The organism is Pseudoalteromonas sp. S16_S37 (assembly GCF_014694405.1).
GTDB lineage: Bacteria > Pseudomonadota > Gammaproteobacteria > Enterobacterales > Alteromonadaceae > Pseudoalteromonas.
In genome coordinates this window covers 1-22,256 of sequence record NZ_JAAUWV010000010.1, presented here as the reverse complement: position 1 = coordinate 22,256, position 22,256 = coordinate 1, and the positions used below count along the sequence as shown (strand labels likewise).

Sequence of the window (22,256 nt, the reverse complement as noted above, 5' to 3'; positions counted from 1 at the left end):
GAGTGATGGAAAAATATGAACACTATTATGTACCCGAGCAAAGTCATTGGCCTATTGTAGGGGCAGTGGCAATGTTTTTGATAGCGGCTGGCGCTGGCCTTACCGTTATGCAGCTGTCGAGCGAAGCAGGCTATGGGCAATATGTACTTTATGCCGGCTTTGCTATTTTGTTTTATATGCTTTTTGGTTGGATTAAAAATGTCATCCATGAATCTCAAACAGGTTTGTACTCGGCTCAGATGGACCGCTCATTTAGACAGGGTATGAGTTGGTTTATATTTTCTGAGGTGATGTTCTTTTGTGCATTCTTTGGCGCTTTATTTTACGCCCGAGTACTGTCTGTACCTTGGCTAGGGGGGGCCGGTAATAATGCTATGACCAATGAAGTATTGTGGCCAACCTTTGAGGCTGTTTGGCCGTTGTTGTCAACGCCTGCGGGTGAAACCACTCAAGCTATGGGATGGCAAGGGTTACCACTAATCAATACGCTCATCTTACTTAGCTCCTCAGTAACGATACATTTTGCGCATGTTGCTATGGAGCATGATCAGCGAGCGAAGGTAAAGTTGTTTTTGGGAGCTACGGTACTCTTGGGAAGCCTCTTTTTAGCCTTACAAGTTGTTGAGTACATACATGCCTATAAAGATCTGGATTTAACACTGCAAGCTGGTATTTACGGCAATACTTTCTTTATGCTCACTGGGTTTCATGGCATGCATGTCACCTTAGGAACGATATTACTACTTATCGTGTTACTGCGTATTTTCAAGGGGCACTTGAACTCTAAACAACACTTTGCCTTTCAAGCCGCTGCTTGGTACTGGCACTTTGTAGATGTTGTTTGGCTATGTCTGTTTGTTTTTGTATATGTGCTGTAAGGCTTGGGGTGCGGTTTAAATTAATCGCACCCAACTTTGCGGCAACAATAATAATGATTAACACCACTGCGGAGAAAATAACTCGTCTGCCTAAGTAATGTGACATGGGTTTACCATCACTTGGGTTTTTCAGCATTAAAAATAATGCCCTAAATAAATTAAAAATAATAAATAGTAGTAAAAGAATAATAATAATTTTAATCAGCATAGTGAGTCCTTATGCAACAAAGAGTTAAGCACAAGTCTAGTTCAGTTATTACCTTGGTGTTAGTCACGCTAGTCGTTTTAGTTTGCTTGGCTTTGGCATATTGGCAGTGGCAACGAGCAATAGACAAACAAATGCTAACTCATCAATTAGATAAACAACTCAAATTAAATTCAGTACAAATGCTTGAACTACCCGCTGAGCAAAATAATGGGTTATCTAGCGTGATTACGGGGCACTTTGTTAGGCCTTTCATATGGTTTTTAGATAATCAGGTACTTGATGGTCAAGTTGGTTTTGATGTATTAGCACTGCTTAGACTCAACTCTAAAACCGATAAAACGGTGTTAGTTAATCTTGGTTTTGTAGCAGCCGAGCAAGGGCGAAAAACTCCAGTTGTTGAACTTCCGAGCCATGAAGTGACGTTAGATATACTTATTAAATCTCAAGATTTAGTGGGTTTTACCCTCGCATCTGAGCCTAGCATGAACTCAGAGCAACCCCAGTTATTACAGTATATAGATTTAGAGTTTCTGAGTGAGTTCTCTCAAGAAGTTATGTATCCATTGGTGACCTATCAACAAGGGGTACAGCCGATAGTTGCAAAGCCTCACTATCAGCATGTGGTTATGTCTGCAGATAAGCATAAAGCCTATGCGCTACAGTGGTTACTCATAGCATTTGCAGCGGTCGTCATAGCGTATGTAGCGATAAAAAAAGGAAAACAATCATGATACAACGACCTTTAGGGATCTTCATTGTGTGCTGTTTGGTTCCGTTAGTTTTGGCATACACAGCAATTAAACTTGATTGGTTGCCCGAACATACAACAAATCATGGCCAATTCTTGAAATCTGAACTGCGCATTCCTAGTTGGCAGCCAAGTGGAGAGCAGCTTTGGACCATAGCAATCAACGCCCCCGATACTTGTGAAGCTCCCTGTGAGCAGCAATTCCAAGCTTTAGATAATTTGTACGTTGCACTTGGCAAGCATCAAAAGGATGTCGCATTGGCAGTACTTAATCGAGCACTCGTTAAAGCCCCGTTGGTAAATTATCAAAGTTATCACGTAGCTGCTGACTTACCACCTGCAAGCTTGTATCTGATTGATCATACGGGACTGATGGTTTTGCAGTATCAATACTTTGCTGAACAGGATAAGAATCGTGCAGAACAAAAAGGGCTGTTGAGTGATTTAAAAAAACTATTGAAATATGCGCGTAGTAGCTAAGGAGTAAAGATGAACAAAGCATATAAATTGCTGATTTTAGCAAGTTGTGTATTAGCCTTGGTCGTGGTGTCGCTAGGCGCATACACTCGTTTGAGTAATGCAGGTCTAGGATGTCCAGATTGGCCCGGATGTTATGGGTTTTTGACAGTTCCGAATGAGAGTCATGAGCTGTCGGTTGTCGAGCAAAACTTTCCAGATGCTCAAGTTGAACCTGCAAAAGCTTGGATAGAGATGATCCATCGTTATTTTGCCTCATTTTTAGGTTTGTTGATTGTCATACTCTGTGTTATTGCTTCAAAACATCGCTTTCACAAACAAAGTGACACACACAGCCTACCATTTAAGCACTCAGTGGCGTTGCTCGCGTTAGTCTTATTTCAAGGTATGCTTGGAATGTGGACGGTGACAATGAATTTACAGCCGTTTATTGTCATGGGTCATTTGCTTGGCGGATTTACTATTCTTTCATTGCTGGTATTACTGTATTTACGTATCAGAGTCAGGGCTAATCCAGCAAACTTTGCAGAGCATAATGGTTCCTTTTTTATGGCGACTTTTGCGCTTGGCGTGTTAGTAATCCAAATTGCATTGGGTGGCTGGGTTGCGGCCAATTATGCGGCACCACATTGTTCCGGATTGCCTATTTGCAGCAATATTGAGTTATTCTCTATAGAAAGTGTATTCCATTTGCCCATCGGACAAAGTAACTACGAGTTCGGTGTATTACCTTTTGAAACTCGGCTTTCTATTCACTTTTTACACCGTATTTGGGCTTTAGTCACGGCGTTTGCCATTTTCTGGGTGAGCTGGAAGCTATACAAAAAAGAGCAAAGCGACAAAATACGGGGGGCTATAAAGTTAGTGTGCTTGGTATTAATTACTCAGTTGCTACTTGGCGCTCTAATCGTTCACTTCCAGTTTCCACTACTGCTAACGCTTTTCCACAACATCATGGCAGCTATGTTATTACTTACCATGGTTAGATTATGCTTTTTACTAACTAATAGACAGGGAGTTGCAATATGACGGTATTACATGTTCCTCAAAAGTTGCAGTTAAGCACAAAACAATTTTTGTTAAATTGCTTAGCTATTTGCAAGATAAAAGTCGTCTTGATGTTGGTACTCACAGCCTGGATTGGCATTGCTTTGGCGCCAGATATGCAAAGAGATTGGTTATCTCAAGTTATGAGCCTATTGGGTATTGGGTTGCTATCGGCGTCAGCTGCGGCGGTCAATCACATAGTGGACAGAGAAATCGATAAAAAGATGGCTAGAACGCGACATAGACCGATTGCCAGTGCTCAACTTAGCATCGCTAATGCGTTGATATTTGCATTTACATTAGCTGTTATTGGCTGTGCAATGTTGATTATATGGAGTAACGTTCTGTGTACTTTGCTGACTTTAGGGGCATTGGTGGGTTATGCCGTAATTTACACATTGTTTTTGAAACGAGCTACACCCCAAAATATTGTGATAGGTGGGCTTGCAGGCGCTATGCCACCACTACTTGGCTGGGTGAGTGAAACTGGTTACTTAAGCGCTCCGCCTTGGTTGTTAGTGATGATCATCTTTACGTGGACACCGCCACACTTTTGGGCGCTGGCCATAGCTCGTAGAAAAGATTATCAAAGAGCTAATATTCCTATGCTTCCGGTAACTCATGGTGTTTCATTTACCAAACTGTGTATTATTGCCTATAGCATATTATTGGCGATTGTTTGTTTACTGCCCTATCTTATCGGCATGTCAGGATGGATATATGTGTTGTCTGCAAGTGTTCTAAACGTGTTGTTCATTAGTAAAAGTATTCGTTTGTATTGGAGTGATAGCGAGCAACAGGCTATGGCGCTTTTCCGTTTTTCTATCAGTTATTTATTGTTATTATTTATCGCTCTATTTATCGATAAGTGGTGGCTGTAATGAAGGTATGGTGGATAGTTGCTCTGGTAATGTTAGCTTCTTGTTCGAAACCACAAGAAGTATCAGAGCACACTCTACATTATAAGGCTGCAAAGCAATTAAATAATTTTGAATTGTATGACCAAAAGCAGCATGTTGTAACCAATCAAGCATTGCTCGATAAGTGGACCTTGGTTTTTTTGGGCTATACCAGTTGTCCTGATATATGCCCAATGACGTTGGCAAAGTTGAGCAACGTATACGAACAATTGCAATCAGAGTACCCGATGAATGTCTGGTTTATATCTGTTGACCCTAATCGTGATGACGCGCAAAAACGAGAAGCTTATATCAATTACTTTAATAGCCAATTTAAAGGGTTGAGCAATAAACATGCGCAGTTATTCCCTTTGGTTAGAAACATGGGCTTGATCTATGCAATTAATAATTCAGATGAACCAGAGTATTACGTCGATCACAGTGCGTCTGTTGCGTTGATAAATCCTAAAGGAAACTTGAGCGCTATATTCAAAGCTAAATTTTTGCCTAGTGAAGTCCCTTTGGTTGATGCTGATTTAATTGTTCGAGACTTCAGAATTATCGCTTCTCAGTATGCCAACTGATTTGAGTTGGTATGCTGGCACCTTCTAATAATGCCTAACACCTTCATTAATTTGTCTTTCTTCGTACAAGTTTTGTGGCTTTTTTGCTATCTGCGTCTAAGCTAAATTTATGAGTTAATAAATAGAAACTGTGCCCATATATGTTAAAGCTCCCTTCAGAGTTAGCGATTAACCAAGTTGAGGAATTACATCAACAGGTATTGCAAGAGTTAGCCGTTGAGCAGGATGTATGTGTTGATATATCAGAAGTAACCCGAGTTGATACCGCATCAATTCAGTTACTTTGTGCATTACAAAAACATCTACTCACGGTTAGCCACAAAATTCTCTGGCATGGTCACAGCCAAGCGTTCTTAACTTCGGTTGAAGAGCTTGGTTTAACGGAGTTTTTAGCTCTCAATGGTAGAAACTAAGGGGTTGGTATGAAGAAAATTTTAGCTGTGGACGATTCTGCATCGATGAGACAGATGGTGGGTTTTACACTCAAAAAAGCGGGTTTTGATGTTACTGAAGCGCGTGATGGGAGTGAAGCTCTTAGCATTGCAAAGCAACAAGGCTTTGACGCTGTTATCTCCGATGTGAATATGCCCGTCATGGATGGCATTACGCTAATTAGAGAGCTACGTAACCTACCTAATTATAAATTTACACCCTTGCTGATGCTTACCACTGAATCTGGTCTGGACAAAAAGACTGAAGGTAAGGCAGCAGGTGCCACAGGTTGGATTGTAAAGCCTTTTAATCCCGAGCAGTTATTAGCGGTGTTGAAAAAAGTAATTCGCTAATCTGAGGAGCTGGGTTATGAGCATAGATCTTAGCCAGTTTTTTGAGGTATTTTTCGAAGAGAGCTTTGAAGGCCTTGATGCGATGGAGTCTGAGTTATTAAATTTGGAGCCTGGCAAAGAGGATAATGAAACGATAAATACCATTTTTAGGGCTGCACATTCGATCAAAGGTGGGAGTGGAACATTCGGTTTTACTTCAGTGTCAGACTTTACGCATGTACTTGAAACCTTGCTTGACCAAGTGAGAGATGGGCAGCGTACTTTGACCACTGAGCATGTCAACTTGCTTCTAAAATCAGTAGACTGCTTGAGAACATTATTACGGGCGTTACAAGCTGAGCAACAGCCTGACCTAACCGAAGCCAATGAACTACGTGAAAAGTTTGAAGAAATTTTAGGCATTGCAGAAACGCCGACTACAGTTGCTGTAGCTGAAAGCACCGCAGATGTGACTAAAAGCACATACCAAATTGACTTTAAACCCAAGCCTCATTTATTTAAAACCGGAAATGAACCTCTATACATGATAGGGGAGTTAGGAGAGCTTGGTGAGATTGAGACGCAAGCTTTTCATGATGCTCTGCCTGATATTGAACAACTGCATCCCGATGAGTGTTTTTTAAGCTGGCGATTTTTCCTTACCACGGATAAAGACCAAAAGGCCATCGAAGAAATTTTTGAGTGGGTCGAAGATGACGCAGAAATCATTATTGGTATCTGTGGCGGAATATTTGATGGTGCGCCAAAGGCTGCAGAACAGCAAAACAATGAAGAACAAGAGGTTATAGAGCAAACTGAAAAACAAAGTGATAGCTCACCAGTGCCTGCTGTTGTTTCTAATGTAGCTGTACCAAGTAAAGAGAGCAGTAAAAAGGCTGAGTCGCAGAAAAATACTGAAACTTCCACCTCAATCCGCGTGGGCATCGATAAGGTTGATTCATTAATCAATATGGTTGGCGAGTTGGTGATAACACAAGCTATGTTAAGCCAAATCGGTGAGCAAGAGATCACAGAATCGACAATAACCGCCCTGCAAGAGGGCCTTGCTCAATTGGCGCACAACACCAGAGATTTGCAAGAAAATGTCATGCGGATCCGCATGTTACCAATCAGTTTTGTGTTTAGTCGCTTCCCTCGTTTGGTGAGGGATATTTCCCAAAAGCTCAACAAACAAGTCGAGCTTAAATTACTGGGTGAGCAAACGGAGTTAGACAAAACAGTGATGGAGAAAATCTCTGATCCAATGGTACACCTTGTGAGAAACTCGCTTGACCATGGTTTGGAGACACCAGAAAAAAGAATCGCAGCCGGAAAAGATCCGGTAGGGACTGTCACACTCAATGCTTTTCACCAAGGTGGTAATATCGTTATCGAAATAATGGATGATGGGCAGGGCTTAAATACCGAAAAAATTCGCAGTAAAGCAATCGCAAACGGCTTGATTCAAGAACACGATGAGCTCTCTGCAGATGAAATAAATGAGCTTATCTTTTTGCCAGGGTTTTCCACAGCTGATGAGGTTAGTGACATATCTGGCAGAGGTGTTGGTATGGACGTCGTTAGGCGAAACATTCAGGCACTAAACGGGTCGGTAGAAGTCGCTTCGGCTAAAGGGGTTGGCTCAACTTTCACGATTCGATTGCCGCTGACTTTAGCTATACTAGATGGGCAATTAGTTCAAGTTGCTCAGCACACTTATATCATTCCACTTATCTCTATCGTTGAATCGTTACAAATTGACATAACCAAAGTCAGTCGAGTAGGCAAAGACTTAGATGTGTTAAGGCTCAGAGACGAATATATTCCAATTGTGCGCCTTTATGAGATTTTTAACCACAAAGGTGCGATTGAAGAACTGGACAAAACACTACTAGTGGTTGTTGAAAGTGATAACCATAAAGTGGGTATTCTTGTTGACGACCTGCTTGCTCAGCAACAGGTGGTTATTAAAAGTTTAGAAGCCAACTATCAAAAGGTTGATGGCATCTCTGGCGCTACAATACTTGGCGATGGAAGAGTCTCTTTGATAGTCGATATCTCTGGGTTAATTAAGTTAAGCGGGCTAAAACGCCCTGGCACTCAAGAGTTGTTGGTAGAGCAGCAAGGAAATGAGGTGGCTTAATGAGTGAACATATAGGGCTAAATCAGCAGTTGAGTCTGGGGAAACAGCAGGATGAAAATCAGTACCTTACTTTTTTGATGGCTGGTGAAGAATACGGGCTAGATATTTTGGCAGTTCAAGAGATCCGAGGATGGGAGGATGTCACTGCCATTCCCAATGCCCCCGACTTTGTTAAGGGCGCGATTAATTTGCGCGGGACAATTGTGCCAATTATCGACTTAAGGCTTCGGTTTGGCATTGCCAGTATTAGCTACGGACCTTTAACGGTGGTCATTGTTGTCTCTGTGCAAATAAGAGAACAGCAAAAGGTAATGGGTCTGGTCGTTGATGCGGTATCAGATGTTTACAGTATTTCAGAAGAAAAAGCGAAAGATGTTCCAGATTTTCAAGATTCTGATAATGGGCAGTATGTAAATGGGTTAGTTAATGTAGGCGACAAAATGGTGGTTTTGCTTAGCTTAGCAAAAGTGCTTGACCTAAGTGCAAAACAAGTTGCACAAGGTTGAAATTAAAGGAAAAGGTGAGAGCATGCAAAGTGAGATCAATAATAAGTTATTAATTATTGCAGTAGTGCTGGTGGCTGCCATAATTGGTGCTTTCCAGTTATCGGGGGTAGTGATAAATGCTGAAAATGGCTTAGTTATCGGTTTCCCTGTGGTAGTTACGCTTGGTACTATTTTGTACCTTAAACAGCTCCTAGACAATTTAACACGTAAGCTTGTCTGCCTAAATGCAGCTATCCCTTATCTTCGTTTGACCGATAAGGATATGATTTCTAGGTTAGACTTGAGTGCCTTGCCTGAGTTGACTCGTATTAGCCATACCGAAGAGGATGCAGTTCCAAGCGAAGATAAAAATCATATCGAAAGCTTGTTAAACGCACTGCAAACTTGCCAAGCTAATATCATGATTGCGGATCAAAACTTAAATATTACTTACCTCAATGATTCTGTTACAAAAATGCTCAAAGCAAATGAAGCACGTTTGAGGGAAAGCTTACCTAGTTTTAATGTTGACCGGTTAGTCGGGACAAATATTGACGAGTTCCATAAAAACCCAGCACATCAAAGAGGTTTACTAGCAACGTTAAACCGAGTCTATACCACACAAATTAATGTAGCAGGTTTAACTTTTGATCTGATTGCAACACCCGTGTTTAATTCTGAGAATGAGCGTATAGCGACTTTAGTTGAATGGAAAGATGTTACAGAGAAGCTCGCTTTTGAACAAAAGCAAGCTACTCTGGCTGCAAATAACGCAAGAATAACCAGCGCGCTTAATGTGTGTCAGGCCAATGTTATGTTGGCTGATGAGGATTGCAACATTGTGTACGCAAATCACTCAGTACTGGAGATGTTAAGTGAAAATCAAGCGCAACTGCGCCAAGCACTGCCTAACTTTGATGCTAAGAAACTGATTGGCGAGTGTATTGATGTTTTCCATGTTAACCCAAGTCACCAACGCAAACTGCTCGATGGTCTAACAGACACATATAAGACGGATATTAAAGTTGCTGGCTTTACATTTGGCTTGATAGCAACCCCTGTATTTGATGAACAAAACAATCGCTTGGGTACCGTGGTTGAGTGGGATGATAAAACAGAGCGTTTGGAGCGGGAGCGTAAAGAACGAGAAACCGCGTATGAAAATTTACGCGTGAAGCGAGCTCTTGATAATGTTGCAACCAATACCATGATTGCTAATCATGAACATAATATTGTTTACATGAATGACGCAGTGCAAAAGATGATGCGAAATGCAGAAAGCGACTTGCGCAAAGATTTACCTCAGTTTGATGCGAATGCTTTGATTGGTGCAAATATAGATGTTTTCCACAAAAATCCAGCTCATCAACGTGGCTTATTAGCTAAGCTAACGACCGCGTATAAAACTGAAATTGTAGTAGGTGGTCGCACATTTGGTTTAATTGCCAATCCAATTCTCAACGATGAAGGTGAACGAATTGGCACTGTTGTAGAGTGGAATGATAGAACAAATGAAGTAGCGATTGAAAAAGAGTTGAACGATCTGATTGCCTCTGCGGGTAGTGGTGATTTAAGTAGTCGCTTGAGCGAACAGGGCAAAGATGGATTCTACTTGCGATTGGCTAAGGGATTGAACGAGTTAGTAGGTATGGTCGATGATGCGGTATCTGATACAGCGCAGATGTTGGACGCTCTAGCTAATGGTAATTTAACTCAGCGAATTACAGGTGAGTACGAGGGTGCGTTTGATAAATTAAAACGAGATGCCAATAGTACCGCAGATAAGCTAACGGAAGTGATTAATAAGATCAGTGCGTCGGCTGGGCTAGTTGCAAGTGGTGCAGAAGAAATCTCTCAAGGCAATGCTGATTTGAGTCAACGCACTGAGGAGCAAGCCTCATCACTCGAAGAGACCGCATCGAGTATGGAGCAAATGACTAGTACGGTTAAACAAAATGCTGATAATGCCAAAGTAGCAAATGGCTTGGCTGAAGAAACATGTGATAAAGCGATTCTTGGTGGTGAAGTAGTGAGCCGTGCTGTTGAGAGTATGTCTGCCATCAATGAGTCGAGTAAGAAGATTGCAGATATTATTGGTGTAATTGATGAAATTGCCTTCCAAACTAATCTGTTAGCGTTAAATGCTGCGGTAGAAGCAGCGAGAGCGGGCGAACAAGGTCGTGGCTTTGCAGTTGTTGCAGGAGAGGTACGAAATCTTGCTCAGCGTTCAGCCGGCGCTGCGAAAGAGATTAAAGATTTAATCAGAGACAGTGTAGGTAAAGTTGAAGATGGTACTTTGCTAGTTAACGAGTCTGGCGCAACGCTTAAGGATATTGTTGCATCAGTGAAGCGAGTAACAGAAATGATATCTGACATCGCAGAGGCATCTGTTGAACAAAGCTCTGGCATTGAACAAGTGAACAAAGCCGTGGCACAAATGGATGAAATGACTCAGCAAAATGCTGCGCTAGTTGAGCAAGCATCCGCTGCTGGTGAATCTATGGCTGAGCAAGCAAATGATATGCGTAAGTTATTACACTTCTTCATTGTTGATGGAAGTAGTGAGCATACGATGTTGCCATCTCAGATGCCTAAAAATGGTGCCTCTTCTAGTCCTAAACTAGCTAAAGCTAAAGCTACAGGTGCGAATAAGCTGGAATCAAAACCTGTTTCTATAGGTAATAAGTTTTCTGACAGCTCTGAAGAGTGGGAAGAGTTCTAACCCTTTTAGTTGGCGGTGTTAAGCCGCCTCTCAAGATACACTTTAAGGGAATGGTATGAGAGAGTTCCTGTTTACTGACGATGATTTTACACAGCTATCAGAGCGCGTTTATCAAGCGTGTGGAATTGTATTAGGACCCCATAAAAAGGAAATGGTTTATTCGCGTATTGCGCGTCGAATTAGAGCCAATCAGCTAACGTCTTTTAAGCAATACATAGAGCTTATTGACGACGACTCGGCTGAAGAATTTAGCAGTTTTATCAATGCAATAACCACAAACCTAACGTCTTTTTTTAGAGAAAAGCATCACTTTGAGTATTTATCTAAGGTGCTTGTTGGGCAACTAATACAAAAAAATGCACATTCAAAAAGAATACGAATTTGGTCTGCTGGGTGCTCTACAGGAGAAGAGCCATATAGTATCGCAATGACTATTCAAAACAGTTTTCCCAGTGGTTGGGATGTGAAAATTCTTGCCACCGATTTAGACTCAAGTGTGCTTGCCAAAGCTCAGGAGGGCGTTTACAGCGCTCGTAATATTAATGGTCTAGAACCAGAAGATTTAAAAAAATGGTTTTTAAAAAGCGCAAATGGTGAGTCGTATAAAGTAAAGCCAGCACTGCAATCTATGATTTCATTTAAACGTCTTAACTTGCTTGAGAGTTGGCCCATGAAAGGTCCGTTTGATCTAATATTTTGTAGAAATGTGCTTATCTATTTTGATAAAGAAACAAAAGACAAACTGTTTGCAGGATATCATCGAATATTAGCCCCCGGCGGTCACTTATTTATTGGTCACTCAGAGACGATGGGCAAAGAGCACACGGAATTTCGCAACTTAGGAAAAACTATGTATCAAAAGGTGTCTTATGAATAAGGAATTGGCACCAGTTCTTGCAGGGTTTGAGCATGTAAAGCGGTTCTGGGATTCGGGTCGTTCAGCGGTGATAGCTAAAGTGTTGCCGGGAGAATTTTACGTATCAAAAAATGACGAATATATTTCTACGGTTCTAGGTTCATGTATAGCTGCATGTGTTTATGATGATGTTCGTGGAATTGGCGGGATGAATCATTTTATGTTGCCTGGAGCCAAAGATATTAAAGATATCCATGCCGATGACTTGAATTGTCGTTATGGAAACTGGGCAATGGAATATTTAATTAATGAGGTGATAAAGAACGGCGCGGCGCGAGCCAATCTAAAAATTAAGTTATTTGGCGGTGGAAAGATCATACGTAGCATGACGGATATTGGTGTTGGGAATATCCGATTTGCTAACGCGTATGTGCAAGAAGAAGGTTTGAATTTAGTTTCTCATGATGTGGGTGGCCCTTGGCCCAGAAAAGTGATGTTTCACCCGCAAACAGGTAAAGCACAAGTAAAAAAACTCAGAGAAATGCATAATGATACCATTGAGAAACGTGAAGTTCGTTATTTACATGATATTGAGACTCAAGATGCCAAAACTGACATTGAGTTGTTTTAGGGGGGAGCATGATCAAAGTATTAATTGTTGATGACTCTCCTTTGATCAGAGGTTTGCTCACAGAAATATTGAACCAAGCGCCCGATATTAAGGTGGTTGGTGCTGCAGCTGATCCATATCAAGCAAGGGAAATGATCAAGTCTTTAAACCCTGACGTGCTGACTTTAGATATAGAGATGCCAAAAATGGATGGCATCAGCTTTTTACGTAACTTAATGCGCTTGCGGCCGATGCCTGTTGTGATGATTTCGACCTTAACTCAGCAAGGATCACCAGCTACGATTGAGGCACTCGAAATCGGGGCCATAGATTTTATCGCGAAGCCTGTCTCAAATGTTGTGGGTCAATTAAAAGGGTATACACAATCTGTTCATGAAAAAGTGCGGATTGCAGCACAAGCGCGTATACGTTCTTACAAAGCGCTTACGGCTCAATCAGGCCCAGTCAAAGTTCAGAACATGCAATTTAAAAGTGGCACTGTGCTGGCAATCGGGGCATCTACGGGTGGAACAGAAGCAATTAAAGAAGTTTTGATAAGACTGCCCTCTAATTCCCCTCCTGTTGTCGTTACGCAACATATTCCGCCAATTTTTAGTACTTCTTTTGCCTTAAGAATGGATAGATGTTGTGTTGTCAAAGTAAAAGAAGCGCAGACAGGTGATGAGCTGTTACCTGGACATGTATTTATAGCCCCTGGAGATAAGCATTTAAAAGTAGTCAAAAAAGGCATGAAATTAATATGTGAGCTGGATGACTCTGAGCCAGTGAATAGGCATAAACCTGCGGTTGATGTTTTATTTGACTCTTTAGTACCATTGGGTGGCGCTGTGTATGCAGCTTTGCTGACAGGGATGGGCAGTGATGGTGCAAAAGGGATGTTACGATTGCTGCAAGCTGGCGCTTATACAGTGGCTCAAGATGAAAAGACCTCGGTAGTATGGGGTATGCCACGCGCCGCAATAGAATTAAACGCGGCGCGTGATGTTGTGCCATTACAAGAAGTGACTAGTACATTATTGACTGCATGTAAAAAGTAGCGGTTAAGGGGTCTGTATAACCCAAGGCTGTGATAACCAATAAAACTGTTGGCTTTGCCCATTTGCCATTGGTGCAGTGCAGTTATAACGAGAGCGTCCAGTCGGGAGCTTCTCTTTGGCGCTAACACTCACTTGTGTTTCTGTCTGCCATGCTACATTAGCCGTGCCTTGACCCGATACATAACAAGTAAACTGTTGTTTTGAAAAGTTCATGTTCTCAAAATCAATCAGTAATTTTGGCTGAGGATCATCGGTCACTGAATTTTTGTAGGTGAGTTTGTTTATAGCAAAGGGGTGTGAGTTAAGTTTTACACTCAGTGTTGATAATTCCGCATATATTCCTGATGCAGGAAAGCGTGGCACTCGCGTAAAGTCTGTATGTTTGCCAACGGCACCAGAGTGCTGGCCAATGCCTATAAAGCCCAAAGAGCGAACAAGTTGCTGCAGCTGTGTACTAAACTCGCCATATGGATAAGCTAACAGTTTGGCATTATGACCTATTTCAGCGGTAATTCGTTTTTCAGACCACAAAATGTCGGCCTTTATTCTCTCAGCCCATTGCTCTTGTGTCTCATTGTTTCGGCGTAAGTGTAGGTAATCATGTTTGGCACTATGGTTTGCTATCAGCGCGCCTTTTTTTGCTAATTTTCGAAGTTGCTCCCAACTCATCAGGTAATGTTGCTTTTCATCAATAAGCTTTGGGTTAACGAATATCGTGTAAGGGAAGTTGAATTTCTCGAGTATAGGAGCCGCTTGCTCTATGTTGTTGTCATATCCGTCATCAAAAGTGATAGCGACAGTGTTTGAGGGTAGCTCTTTTGATGCTTGTAGTGCCTGTAGCATTTTATCTAGCGCCATTACATTGAAGTTGCCTTCTTTGAGATAATTCATATGTGCACTAAATTGCTCAGCACTAACGGAAGTGACGGGCGGTAACTTTTCGCTGACATGGTGATACTGTAAGATCACCGCCGCGTTTGCACACTTTACTGTTAATAATAAGATCAGAGTCATTAAATGAAGCAGTTTTTTAGCCATTATAAGTCTTACCACCTGAGTTTATTGTTATTGGCTGGGCCAATGATCTTATCAAATATTTCAGTGCCACTACTAGGATTGGTTGATACTGCGGTAATTGGACATATGTCTTCTGCACATTATTTGGCCGGTATTGCGCTTGGTGCGAGTAGTATTTCAGTTTTATTTTGGCTAGCGAGTTTTTTAAGAATGAGCACCACGGGTGTGATAGCGCAGGCTTTTGGCAGTAGGGAGTCAGCAAAGCTAACACTGCTATTGCAAAATAGTCTTATTCTAGCTGTTGTTTTTGCCTCACTTATTATTGCTTTACAACCATTGTTTCTGGCCGCAATTGAATATTTTTCTGGCGCAAAAGCACAAGTTATTGAACAAGCCCATTTATACTTTTCGATACGCATTTATAGTGCACCCGCAGCAATATGTAACCTGGTCTTGCTTGGCTTTATGCTGGGGATGCACTATGGGAAGGGACCATTTTATCTGGTTTTGCTCACAAACGTAGTCAATATTCTATTAGATATTCTATTTGTTGTAGGGTTTGAATGGGGGGTTGCAGGCGCAGCTTGGGCATCACTCATAGCCGACTATTGCGCTTTGATGTTTGCCTTGTTGTTAATAAAGCGCTTGTTCTCGGCAAACAAGATTGTTTGGCAATGGCACATACCATCACGCTTAGAAATTGCAAAATTGCTTACATTGAATCGAGATATTTTCTTGCGTTCGTTGCTATTGCAGTTGTGTTTTAGTTTTATGACTTTTTATGGTGCACGACTTGGCGAACTTACTTTGGCAGCCAACGCAGTACTGCTCAACTTTTTGATGCTTGTTAGTTTTGCACTTGATGGGATTGCTTACGCAGCTGAAGCGAAGGTTGGTCACGCCAAAGGTGAGCAAGACAAAAGTAAAGTACAACTGTGGGTTAAACTAAGTGTGTTTTGGGGGGCAGCTTTTGCAATCTTATACTCAGTGATTTTCGCAGCTTTTGGTTACGAAATTATTGAATTATTAACTGACATTCCCGAAGTGATAACGCATGCTCAAAGTTATTTACCCTGGCTTGTTGCTTTGCCTATTGTTGCGATGGGGTGCTTTTTATTTGATGGTGTATTTGTAGGGTTAACGCGAGCCAAAGAAATGCGTAATAGTATGTTTTTTGCAGCCACAATTGGCTTCTTTTTACCTTTACTACTAACAACTGCATGGCATAACCATGGTTTGTGGTTTGCCATGAGCTGCTTTATGGCACTTAGAGGTGTGAGTTTGTACTATCGTTATCGTCAGCTTTGTCATCAGGGGACATTGTTACAATGATTTGAGCAAAGCGGTTGGCAAAAATGCCTATATAGCCCCACAGTGCAAAAAACACAGCTGGTACGAGTAAGGCTAACCCAAGTAGTTGTGCTAGGGGTTGATAATAATAGCCGTAACCAATGGCACTAACTGCCGCAATGAAAAGCCCCAAACCAATAAAGAATCGTTTGAGGCTCAATTTAGGCTGTTGACCTAATCTATAAATAAGCTGTTTTAGCATTGCTTAGTAGTATGAATGCTCACCCGATTGATGTTCTGTAATGTCCTTCACACCAGTGATCTCGTCAAACTTAGCGATCATTTCTTTCTCGATACCTTCTTTTAGTGTGACATCAATCATCGAGCAACCATTACAACCACCACCGAATTGAACAACGGCAATACCGTCCGCGGTAATTTCCACAAGGCTTACTTGGCCGCCATGATTAGCTAGCTGAGGGTCAACCTCTGTGGTAAGCATATGCTCTACTTGCTCATGTAATGAGGCATTCTCACTCAACTTTTTCGCTTTTGCGTTTGGCGCTTTCAGTGTTAATTGGGTGCCCATTTTATCTGTTACAAAATCAATCTCTGCATCTTCTAGAAATGGCGCACTTTCGTTATCTACTATGGCGTCAAAACCATTAAATGGTAAGCGAATATCTGTTTCTTCAACAGCATCTGCAGGACAATAAGAGACGCCACATTCGGCTTGTGATGTGCCTGGATTTACAACAAATACGCGAATGTTGGTACCAGCAGCTTGATCTGACAGTAGTTTTGCAAAATGCGTTTGGGCTGATTCTGATATTGTGATCATAATTCTGACTATACTTGACTAAATTACTCGGATAAAGCCTATGATACTCCCCTCATCGTATTGTCGCTAGTGTTGAGCGTAAAAATTTGGCACGCTGCTTTTGCCCTGCTAGCGTGTTCTCATTATATATAACAAGGTTGCCTTTATATGCGCTTTATTTTTATTACAGTTCTGGTTGGATTGCAAAGTTTGCTTTCGGTTGTTGCACAACCATTAGACTATTATTTTTCTGACACCATCAAGTTTAACCCTGATATCGCTAAGCCCAGTGAGGTGCTTGGCTATGAAGTGGGTGAGTGGCATGTGAGACATGATCAACTCGTAGAGTATTTGCGTGTGTTAGCTAAACAAAGCGAGCGTATTAAGATTGAAACGATAGGTTACAGCCACGAAAAGCGCCCTCTACTGTTACTGACGATTAGTAACAAAGAGCAGTTAGAAAATATAGACGCAATACGCAAAAATCATATTGATAAATTAAACTCAACTGAGCAAAAACACTCAGACCCAGCCATTGTATGGATGGGATATAGCGTGCATGGCAATGAATCCTCAGGGAGTAATGCTGCTATGCTGGTGGCATACTATTTAGCCGCCGCGCAAGGGGAAGAAATCGATAAGCTGCTTGCCAATACGGTTATTTTGCTAGACCCGTCGCTAAATCCTGATGGTTTGGCGCGATTTGCACAGTGGGCGAACAGTAACCGAGGAGCTGTTTTATCACCTGATCCTATGCACCGTGAGCATGTTGAAGCTTGGCCATCAGGACGGACGAATCATTACTTTTTTGATTTAAATAGAGATTGGTTGTTACTTCAACATCCAGAATCAAGAGCGAGAGTTGCCCAATTTCATAAATGGAAGCCTAATGTTTTAACTGATTTTCATGAAATGGGGCCCAATAGTACGTACTTCTTTCAACCTGGGATCCCTTCTCGTACGCATCCTTTAACCCCTACCAAAAACGTTGAGTTAACAAATGAGCTGGCAAAATTTCATGCAAAAGCGCTTGATGGCCAAAAGCAGCTCTATTTTACCCAAGAAAGCTTTGATGATTTTTATTACGGAAAAGGTTCAACCTACCCTGATATCAATGGTGCGGTCGGTATATTGTTTGAGCAAGCAAGTAGTCGAGGACATATTCAAAATACCGCCAATGGTGTGCTCGATTTTTCACAAACGATAAAAAATCAACTTACAACCAGTTTGTCTACTTTCGATGGTGCCCTAAGTAACAAGCTGGCATTACTCAATTATCAACGTCAGTTTTATCAAGAGGCTAAAAAGCTAGCAAAAGAAGATGACTTTAAAGGATATATCGTCTCTGCGGATGGGGATCATCAGAAATTCTCAGCTTTTCTAGATGTGTTAAAACAGCATCAAATTGAGACTTATCCACTTCAGGAAAATTTCAAAACGTATACCGTAGGGGATGTATTTATCCCTTTAGAACAGCCGCAATACCGTTTGTTAAAAGCGCTTTTTTCAGAACAAACAACGTTCAAAGACAATACATTTTATGATGTGTCAGGCTGGACTTTGGCACATGCCTTTAATTTACCATTTGAAAAGCTGGGGAGTACACGCAACCTTAAATTGGCGAAGCAACCTTGGAGTCCGTCACAAACTAAACAGCAGAAAAACTTAGAGACTGCTTATGCCTATGGTTTTTCTTGGCGCCAGTATAACTCAGCCAAGATGCTTAATTTTTTACTTTCTGAAGGTATAAAAGCGCGTGTTGCACTTAGCGAATTTTCTGCAGCTACTAAAACAGGCACGCTGCAATTTGAACTAGGCAGTATTATTATTCCAGCAGGCGTACAGAGTAAACCGCAATGGCTACAAGTATTAAACTATGCGCAAAATCATTTTGATATCGACATAACAGCTATCCAAAGTGGCTTAACCACACAAGGCATTGATTTAGGGTCTCGCTTTATGCAACCTGTTGAAGCGCCAAAAGTATTACTTGTTGGAGGTGAAGGTGTTAGTCAATATGAGGTTGGTGAGGTGTGGTATCACTTAGATAAACATCTTGGTATTGCGCCCACTTTAGTCGAGCAAAGCCGATTGCCCACTGTAAGGCTTGAAAATTACACCCATATAATTATGGTTGATGGGCGATATGATCATTTTAATGATCCACTGACTGCAAAAATTAAAGATTGGGTTAAGCATGGTGGTGTTATTTGGGGGCATAAACGAGGTGCCAAATGGCTGTTGGATAACCAACTACTAAAGGCTAGCAGTATTTCTAGCAAAGAGATGGCGGAACAATTTGATACAACTAATTTGGTATATCAAGATCGTGATAAGTTATCTGCGAAGCAACGTATAGCGGGGGCCATATTTGCGACACAAGTTGATTTGTCTCATCCATTGAGTTTTGGCTTACAACGCTCACTACTGCCAGTATTTAAAAATAGTACTTGGTTATTAAAACCTGCGCAGCAGCCATTTGTAACAGTCGCAACCTACACTAAAGCGCCGCTGATGGCAGGCTATAGCGCACCAGAAAATGTGGCGAAAATAGCTGAAAATGCCAGCTTAGTAGCGCATCGCTATGGTCAAGGGAGTGTAATAGCAATGACTGATAATCCGGTATTTAGGGGGTACTGGTATGGCACTAGCAAATTATTAAACAACGCTTTGTTCTTTGGTGCTCTACTTACCGAGCAAGGGCGTTAAGCTAGTCGAAAATGCCCAAACTTTAGCAGCGCCAGCACGTAAACACGCTTGCGCTGCGGCATCCATCGTACTGCCCGTTGTTATGACATCATCAATAATGGCGATGTTTTTCCCTTCAATACTGTGTGACAAGGCAAATGCATCTTTTACATTGCGTTTTCGCTGAGCTTTAGAAAGCTTACTTTGTGCTTTAGTGGCCCTGACTCTAACTAACGCTTCGCTTACATTACTGTGTTTTTCCAGTATTGGTGACCAAGTTTGTGAGACTTGATTGTAGCCACGTTTTACGAAGCGTGTCGGTGATAATGGGATAAAAAAACAAAGATCAGGAGAGAATCCGCCATGTTGCCAAAAACGCAGCATTTGATAGTTAATCAGTTGCGTTAAGAGCCGTTTTATATGTGTTCGTTTGTGAAACTTATACTCGCTTAACCAATGTTGCAGCCAGCCGTGATACCAACCACAGGCAAAAAGTCCATCACAGTATTTTAACGATATGACTCTGTTTATGTCAGGCCGATGTAACAGGTTATATTGTTTGGGACAAAAGAAAGGAAAGTTGGCTAAGCAATATTCACATAGACTGAGGTGATGATTAATGGTGTTTTGGCAACAGGCACACCGTGTTGTAAAAATCCAATCTAGCAGCATAACAAGTCCATTCGTTACTTTCGTGTTTTAAGGCGTTATCATTACCACAATTTTGGTTGAGGGTAATAATAATGCAAGGCGAGTTAGTTTTTTTACATGGCTGGGGAATGAATAAGGCTGTATGGCAGTTATGTATTGAGGAACTAAAAGAAAGTTATGAAGGGCCAATCAAATGCCTCAATCTGCCAGGTTTTGGAGGCGCTGACGTACCAAATGGAGAGTATACTTTGGCGTCTGCAGCCAAGTTACTTGATGAGCAAATTAGTGACAATAGTACGATAGTTGCTTGGTCTCTTGGTGGTCTATTTGCGTTATATTTAGCGCAACACTATCCCAAAAAAATATCTAAAATTGTACTTGTGGCTTCTTCACCTTGCTTTGTGGAAACACAAAACTGGGAGGGTATTAATGAACAAGTGCTCAATGATTTTAGTGAGCAGTTACAAAAGAACACCACAAAAACAATAGAACGCTTTTTAGCGATACAAGCAATGGGAAGTGAACATGCAAAAGAAGACATCAAAGTTTTACGTGCACTATTAAAGGCTCAGCCAGAAGCAAATGAAAATGCTTTAAGTGTTGGTCTGGAGCTTTTGAAAAGTCAGGACCTGCGAACTATATTTAGCCGTTTGTCATTACCAATATATGGCATTTTTGGTCGTTTGGATGCGTTGGTTCCTAGGCAAGTTCCCGCTAGACTACCAGACTTAAATCCCGCCTTCAGTTATGAAATAATCTCAAAAGCGTCTCATGCACCTTTTATTTCTCATCGGCAAGAATTTTTATCCTACCTAAAATCAATACTTTAAATCTAGCTATTTAGGATGGTGGTTTTTTTAGTAGTTCATACTTTATTTTTACTGATTTTTGCGCAATAATTAACCATGTGTATTTGTGTCGGGAGAACTACATGCCTATAGGTGACGTGTTAAACACAGGCTTAGAAGGGTTCAATAGAGCTAGCCAAGGTGTTGAGCGTGCGAGTGCTGAGATTAATCGCGCTACAGTGCAAAATCAAACTGATGAGCAGCAAGCCCAACAGCGTCAACTTTCGGCTGCTGGTTCTAATGAGGCTTCAACGGCTCCTGTGTCTCAACCGGCAAGACTAGATGAGTCTTTGGTGAATTTAAAAGTTGAAGAATTTAACGCTAAGGCTAATACACAAACAATTCGAACTGCTGATGAAGTCTTGGGAACTTTGATAGATATAAAAGTTTAATGTTTTAGTATGTTATGAACATCGTAACGCCACCACCGGCGATGAACCTGAACACCGCAAACGTCTACACCGAAACGGCTAGGCGAGATAATCAGGTGCGCGAAATTATTCCTAAGCCGCCTTCGGCCGCAGCTAGCTTCACTGAGCTAAAAAGTGCAAATGAGGGTGACAAAACAAAAGCCAACTCTCCTGATGATTCACCTCTATACAGCTCAACGGCGCAATCGCGCAAAAATAAAACCATAGAAGATAAAGAGCAGGAAGGTCGTCAGCAAGGTCAACAAAAAGACGGCGAAGAGCAAGATACTCGTTCTGAGAAAGAAGAAAAAGCAAAACAACAGGAAGTTCAAGAGCTCAAAGCGAGAGACCAAGAAGTTCGTTTGCATGAACAAGCGCATGCGCGAGTTGGTGGGCAATATGCAGGTTCACCAAGTTACGAGTATCAACGTGGCCCCGATGGCAACAATTACGCCGTTGGCGGTGAGGTTATGATTGATGTAGCGGAGGTCCCAGGCGATCCGCGGCAAACCATCGACAAAATGCAAACCGTCAGAGCTGCAGCTTTGGCACCTGCAGAACCTTCAGGGGCTGACAGGGCAATAGCTGCGGATGCTACACAAAAGCTCGCAGCGGCACAGGCTGAATTAGCAAAGCAACAAATTAGTGGCGATGATGAGCAAAGTGAATCAAGCACAATTGGTACGTATCAAACGCGCCGTCTGAAAGACTCCGAAGATGACGACGAGAATATTGTGCAACAAGGTGAGAGGGCGCGGTTGAAAGACGATGCAGATCCCTACGCAGTGGCCTTGCCAATCGAAAGAGATCCACAAATCCAAGCTCGAGCACTTAGGATCAGTGATTTTTATCAGCATATCGCATCACCTGATAAGCCCTCTTCATTATCATTAAGCGTTTAGAGTGAACTTTGATAGATAGCTTAAAAGAATAGATGTCCCGTCCTAAAATAAGTTGACGGTTTTTAAAGGCCAGTGATTATTGTCATTGGCCTTTTCATTGTGCACTTGATTAGGTGTTTTCATTCCTAAACTTAAGTGCGGTCTCATTTCA

At 41.7% G+C, this 22,256-nt stretch carries 24 protein-coding genes; 19 read left to right on the top strand and 5 right to left on the bottom strand.

Annotated features, from left to right (window positions below; all coding sequences use genetic code 11):
* Window positions 1-2: 2 nt before the first annotated feature.
* Complete coding sequence (locus tag HC733_RS06985) at window positions 3-878, top strand: cytochrome c oxidase subunit 3 (protein WP_190364336.1); 876 nt, start codon at window positions 3-5, stop codon at window positions 876-878.
* Here HC733_RS06985 and HC733_RS23520 read toward each other — a convergent pair.
* Entirely contained in the window at window positions 784-1,086 is a 303-nt protein-coding gene (locus tag HC733_RS23520) for a DUF2909 family protein (RefSeq protein WP_190364335.1), read from the bottom strand. The two genes, HC733_RS06985 and HC733_RS23520, sit on opposite strands and share 95 nt — an antisense overlap.
* A gap of 11 nt (window positions 1,087-1,097) precedes the next feature.
* Here HC733_RS23520 and HC733_RS06975 point away from each other — a divergent pair, with 11 nt between their 5' ends.
* The 13 genes from HC733_RS06975 (at window position 1,098) to HC733_RS06915 (ending at window position 13,479) form a co-directional block, all read left to right on the top strand.
* The gene (locus HC733_RS06975) at window positions 1,098-1,817 is read left to right on the top strand and encodes an SURF1 family protein (protein ID WP_190364334.1); all 720 of its coding nucleotides are present in this window, start codon (window positions 1,098-1,100) and stop codon (window positions 1,815-1,817) included.
* Window positions 1,814-2,314: a transmembrane cytochrome oxidase associated protein gene (locus HC733_RS06970; protein WP_190364333.1), complete on the top strand. Its 501-nt coding sequence runs from the start codon at window positions 1,814-1,816 to the stop codon at window positions 2,312-2,314. Before HC733_RS06975 ends, HC733_RS06970 begins: the two co-directional genes overlap by 4 nt.
* A gap of 9 nt (window positions 2,315-2,323) precedes the next feature.
* Window positions 2,324-3,340, top strand: coding sequence for a COX15/CtaA family protein (locus HC733_RS06965; RefSeq protein ID WP_190364332.1), 1,017 nt, complete (start codon window positions 2,324-2,326; stop codon window positions 3,338-3,340).
* Window positions 3,337-4,239 (top strand): heme o synthase, encoded by a 903-nt coding sequence (cyoE, locus tag HC733_RS06960; RefSeq protein WP_190364331.1) that lies wholly within the window; start codon window positions 3,337-3,339, stop codon window positions 4,237-4,239. The genes HC733_RS06965 and cyoE overlap by 4 nt, the downstream gene beginning before the upstream one ends.
* On the top strand, window positions 4,239-4,841 hold the full coding sequence (locus tag HC733_RS06955; protein ID WP_190364330.1) for an SCO family protein: 603 nt from the start codon (window positions 4,239-4,241) through the stop codon (window positions 4,839-4,841). Before cyoE ends, HC733_RS06955 begins: the two co-directional genes overlap by 1 nt.
* A gap of 140 nt (window positions 4,842-4,981) precedes the next feature.
* Window positions 4,982-5,254, top strand: a complete 273-nt coding sequence (locus HC733_RS06950; RefSeq protein WP_190364329.1) for an STAS domain-containing protein — start codon at window positions 4,982-4,984, stop codon at window positions 5,252-5,254.
* Window positions 5,255-5,263: 9 nt separating this feature from the next.
* Window positions 5,264-5,626, top strand: a complete 363-nt coding sequence (locus tag HC733_RS06945) for a response regulator (RefSeq protein WP_070990989.1) — start codon at window positions 5,264-5,266, stop codon at window positions 5,624-5,626.
* Window positions 5,627-5,642: 16 nt separating this feature from the next.
* Window positions 5,643-7,748 carry a chemotaxis protein CheA gene (locus HC733_RS06940; protein WP_190364328.1) on the top strand — a complete coding sequence of 702 codons (2,106 nt, stop codon included), beginning with the start codon at window positions 5,643-5,645 and terminating at the stop codon, window positions 7,746-7,748.
* Window positions 7,748-8,254, top strand: coding sequence for a chemotaxis protein CheW (locus HC733_RS06935; protein ID WP_190364327.1), 507 nt, complete (start codon window positions 7,748-7,750; stop codon window positions 8,252-8,254). The genes HC733_RS06940 and HC733_RS06935 overlap by 1 nt, the downstream gene beginning before the upstream one ends.
* A gap of 22 nt (window positions 8,255-8,276) precedes the next feature.
* Window positions 8,277-10,955, top strand: a complete 2,679-nt coding sequence (locus tag HC733_RS06930) for a methyl-accepting chemotaxis protein (protein WP_190364326.1) — start codon at window positions 8,277-8,279, stop codon at window positions 10,953-10,955.
* Between the two features lie 55 nt (window positions 10,956-11,010).
* Window positions 11,011-11,832: a CheR family methyltransferase gene (locus HC733_RS06925; RefSeq protein ID WP_190364325.1), complete on the top strand. Its 822-nt coding sequence runs from the start codon at window positions 11,011-11,013 to the stop codon at window positions 11,830-11,832.
* Window positions 11,825-12,442 carry a chemoreceptor glutamine deamidase CheD gene (gene cheD, locus HC733_RS06920; RefSeq protein ID WP_190364324.1) on the top strand — a complete coding sequence of 206 codons (618 nt, stop codon included), beginning with the start codon at window positions 11,825-11,827 and terminating at the stop codon, window positions 12,440-12,442. The genes HC733_RS06925 and cheD overlap by 8 nt, the downstream gene beginning before the upstream one ends.
* A gap of 8 nt (window positions 12,443-12,450) precedes the next feature.
* Entirely contained in the window at window positions 12,451-13,479 is a 1,029-nt protein-coding gene (locus HC733_RS06915; RefSeq protein WP_190364323.1) for a protein-glutamate methylesterase/protein-glutamine glutaminase, read from the top strand.
* A 3-nt stretch (window positions 13,480-13,482) separates the two neighbouring features.
* Here the strand turns inward: HC733_RS06915 and HC733_RS06910 are convergent, their stop codons facing one another.
* On the bottom strand, window positions 13,483-14,517 hold the full coding sequence (locus HC733_RS06910) for a polysaccharide deacetylase family protein (RefSeq protein ID WP_190364322.1): 1,035 nt from the start codon (window positions 14,515-14,517) through the stop codon (window positions 13,483-13,485).
* Between the two features lie 42 nt (window positions 14,518-14,559).
* Between HC733_RS06910 and HC733_RS06905 the strand changes: the two genes are divergently transcribed.
* The gene (locus HC733_RS06905; protein WP_238937485.1) at window positions 14,560-15,828 is read left to right on the top strand and encodes an MATE family efflux transporter; all 1,269 of its coding nucleotides are present in this window, start codon (window positions 14,560-14,562) and stop codon (window positions 15,826-15,828) included.
* On the opposite strand, the gene HC733_RS23105 is transcribed toward HC733_RS06905, so the two are convergent.
* Window positions 15,764-16,048, bottom strand: coding sequence for a hypothetical protein (locus tag HC733_RS23105; protein WP_238937479.1), 285 nt, complete (start codon window positions 16,046-16,048; stop codon window positions 15,764-15,766). The genes HC733_RS06905 and HC733_RS23105 overlap by 65 nt on opposite strands.
* 3 nt (window positions 16,049-16,051) lie before the next feature.
* Window positions 16,052-16,627: a Fe-S biogenesis protein NfuA gene (gene nfuA, locus HC733_RS06900; RefSeq protein ID WP_190364320.1), complete on the bottom strand. Its 576-nt coding sequence runs from the start codon at window positions 16,625-16,627 to the stop codon at window positions 16,052-16,054.
* A 147-nt stretch (window positions 16,628-16,774) separates the two neighbouring features.
* On the opposite strand from nfuA, the gene HC733_RS06895 reads away from it, so the two are divergent.
* On the top strand, window positions 16,775-19,315 hold the full coding sequence (locus HC733_RS06895; RefSeq protein WP_190364319.1) for a M14 metallopeptidase family protein: 2,541 nt from the start codon (window positions 16,775-16,777) through the stop codon (window positions 19,313-19,315).
* On the opposite strand, the gene HC733_RS06890 is transcribed toward HC733_RS06895, so the two are convergent.
* Window positions 19,292-19,966, bottom strand: coding sequence for a ComF family protein (locus tag HC733_RS06890; protein ID WP_190364318.1), 675 nt, complete (start codon window positions 19,964-19,966; stop codon window positions 19,292-19,294). The genes HC733_RS06895 and HC733_RS06890 overlap by 24 nt on opposite strands.
* Before the next feature lie 71 nt (window positions 19,967-20,037).
* Between HC733_RS06890 and bioH the strand changes: the two genes are divergently transcribed.
* The 3 genes from bioH to HC733_RS06875 all read left to right on the top strand — a co-directional run bounded on the left by bioH (window position 20,038) and on the right by HC733_RS06875 (window position 22,105).
* Window positions 20,038-20,775, top strand: coding sequence for a pimeloyl-ACP methyl ester esterase BioH (gene bioH, locus HC733_RS06885; RefSeq protein ID WP_190364317.1), 738 nt, complete (start codon window positions 20,038-20,040; stop codon window positions 20,773-20,775).
* Window positions 20,776-20,876: 101 nt separating this feature from the next.
* A complete protein-coding gene (locus HC733_RS06880; protein WP_171627821.1) occupies window positions 20,877-21,185 on the top strand; it encodes a hypothetical protein in 309 nt (102 codons plus the stop codon).
* 14 nt (window positions 21,186-21,199) lie between these two features.
* On the top strand, window positions 21,200-22,105 hold the full coding sequence (locus tag HC733_RS06875) for a putative metalloprotease CJM1_0395 family protein (protein WP_190364316.1): 906 nt from the start codon (window positions 21,200-21,202) through the stop codon (window positions 22,103-22,105).
* Window positions 22,106-22,256: the final 151 nt, after the last annotated feature.

Bases quoted from the DNA above. Each gene is read 5' to 3' on its own strand.
- nfuA (WP_190364320.1), bottom strand. From the start codon at position 16,627: ATGATCACAATATCAGAATCAGCCCAAACGCATTTTGCAAAACTACTG.
- HC733_RS06905 (WP_238937485.1), top strand. From the start codon at position 14,560: ATGATCTTATCAAATATTTCAGTGCCACTACTAGGATTGGTTGATACT.
- HC733_RS06950 (WP_190364329.1), top strand. From the start codon at position 4,982: ATGTTAAAGCTCCCTTCAGAGTTAGCGATTAACCAAGTTGAGGAATTA.
- HC733_RS06880 (WP_171627821.1), top strand. From the start codon at position 20,877: ATGCCTATAGGTGACGTGTTAAACACAGGCTTAGAAGGGTTCAATAGA.
- HC733_RS06930 (WP_190364326.1), top strand. From the start codon at position 8,277: ATGCAAAGTGAGATCAATAATAAGTTATTAATTATTGCAGTAGTGCTG.
- HC733_RS06965 (WP_190364332.1), top strand. From the start codon at position 2,324: ATGAACAAAGCATATAAATTGCTGATTTTAGCAAGTTGTGTATTAGCC.
- HC733_RS06935 (WP_190364327.1), top strand. From the start codon at position 7,748: ATGAGTGAACATATAGGGCTAAATCAGCAGTTGAGTCTGGGGAAACAG.
- HC733_RS06895 (WP_190364319.1), top strand. From the start codon at position 16,775: ATGCGCTTTATTTTTATTACAGTTCTGGTTGGATTGCAAAGTTTGCTT.
- HC733_RS06890 (WP_190364318.1), bottom strand. From the start codon at position 19,966: ATGCTGCTAGATTGGATTTTTACAACACGGTGTGCCTGTTGCCAAAAC.
- HC733_RS06910 (WP_190364322.1), bottom strand. From the start codon at position 14,517: ATGGCTAAAAAACTGCTTCATTTAATGACTCTGATCTTATTATTAACA.
- HC733_RS06915 (WP_190364323.1), top strand. From the start codon at position 12,451: ATGATCAAAGTATTAATTGTTGATGACTCTCCTTTGATCAGAGGTTTG.
- HC733_RS06955 (WP_190364330.1), top strand. From the start codon at position 4,239: ATGAAGGTATGGTGGATAGTTGCTCTGGTAATGTTAGCTTCTTGTTCG.
- HC733_RS06925 (WP_190364325.1), top strand. From the start codon at position 11,011: ATGAGAGAGTTCCTGTTTACTGACGATGATTTTACACAGCTATCAGAG.
- HC733_RS06945 (WP_070990989.1), top strand. From the start codon at position 5,264: ATGAAGAAAATTTTAGCTGTGGACGATTCTGCATCGATGAGACAGATG.
- HC733_RS06975 (WP_190364334.1), top strand. From the start codon at position 1,098: ATGCAACAAAGAGTTAAGCACAAGTCTAGTTCAGTTATTACCTTGGTG.
- HC733_RS23520 (WP_190364335.1), bottom strand. From the start codon at position 1,086: ATGCTGATTAAAATTATTATTATTCTTTTACTACTATTTATTATTTTT.
- HC733_RS23105 (WP_238937479.1), bottom strand. From the start codon at position 16,048: ATGCTAAAACAGCTTATTTATAGATTAGGTCAACAGCCTAAATTGAGC.
- HC733_RS06940 (WP_190364328.1), top strand. From the start codon at position 5,643: ATGAGCATAGATCTTAGCCAGTTTTTTGAGGTATTTTTCGAAGAGAGC.
- cyoE (WP_190364331.1), top strand. From the start codon at position 3,337: ATGACGGTATTACATGTTCCTCAAAAGTTGCAGTTAAGCACAAAACAA.
- cheD (WP_190364324.1), top strand. From the start codon at position 11,825: ATGAATAAGGAATTGGCACCAGTTCTTGCAGGGTTTGAGCATGTAAAG.
- bioH (WP_190364317.1), top strand. From the start codon at position 20,038: ATGCAAGGCGAGTTAGTTTTTTTACATGGCTGGGGAATGAATAAGGCT.
- HC733_RS06875 (WP_190364316.1), top strand. From the start codon at position 21,200: ATGAACATCGTAACGCCACCACCGGCGATGAACCTGAACACCGCAAAC.
- HC733_RS06970 (WP_190364333.1), top strand. From the start codon at position 1,814: ATGATACAACGACCTTTAGGGATCTTCATTGTGTGCTGTTTGGTTCCG.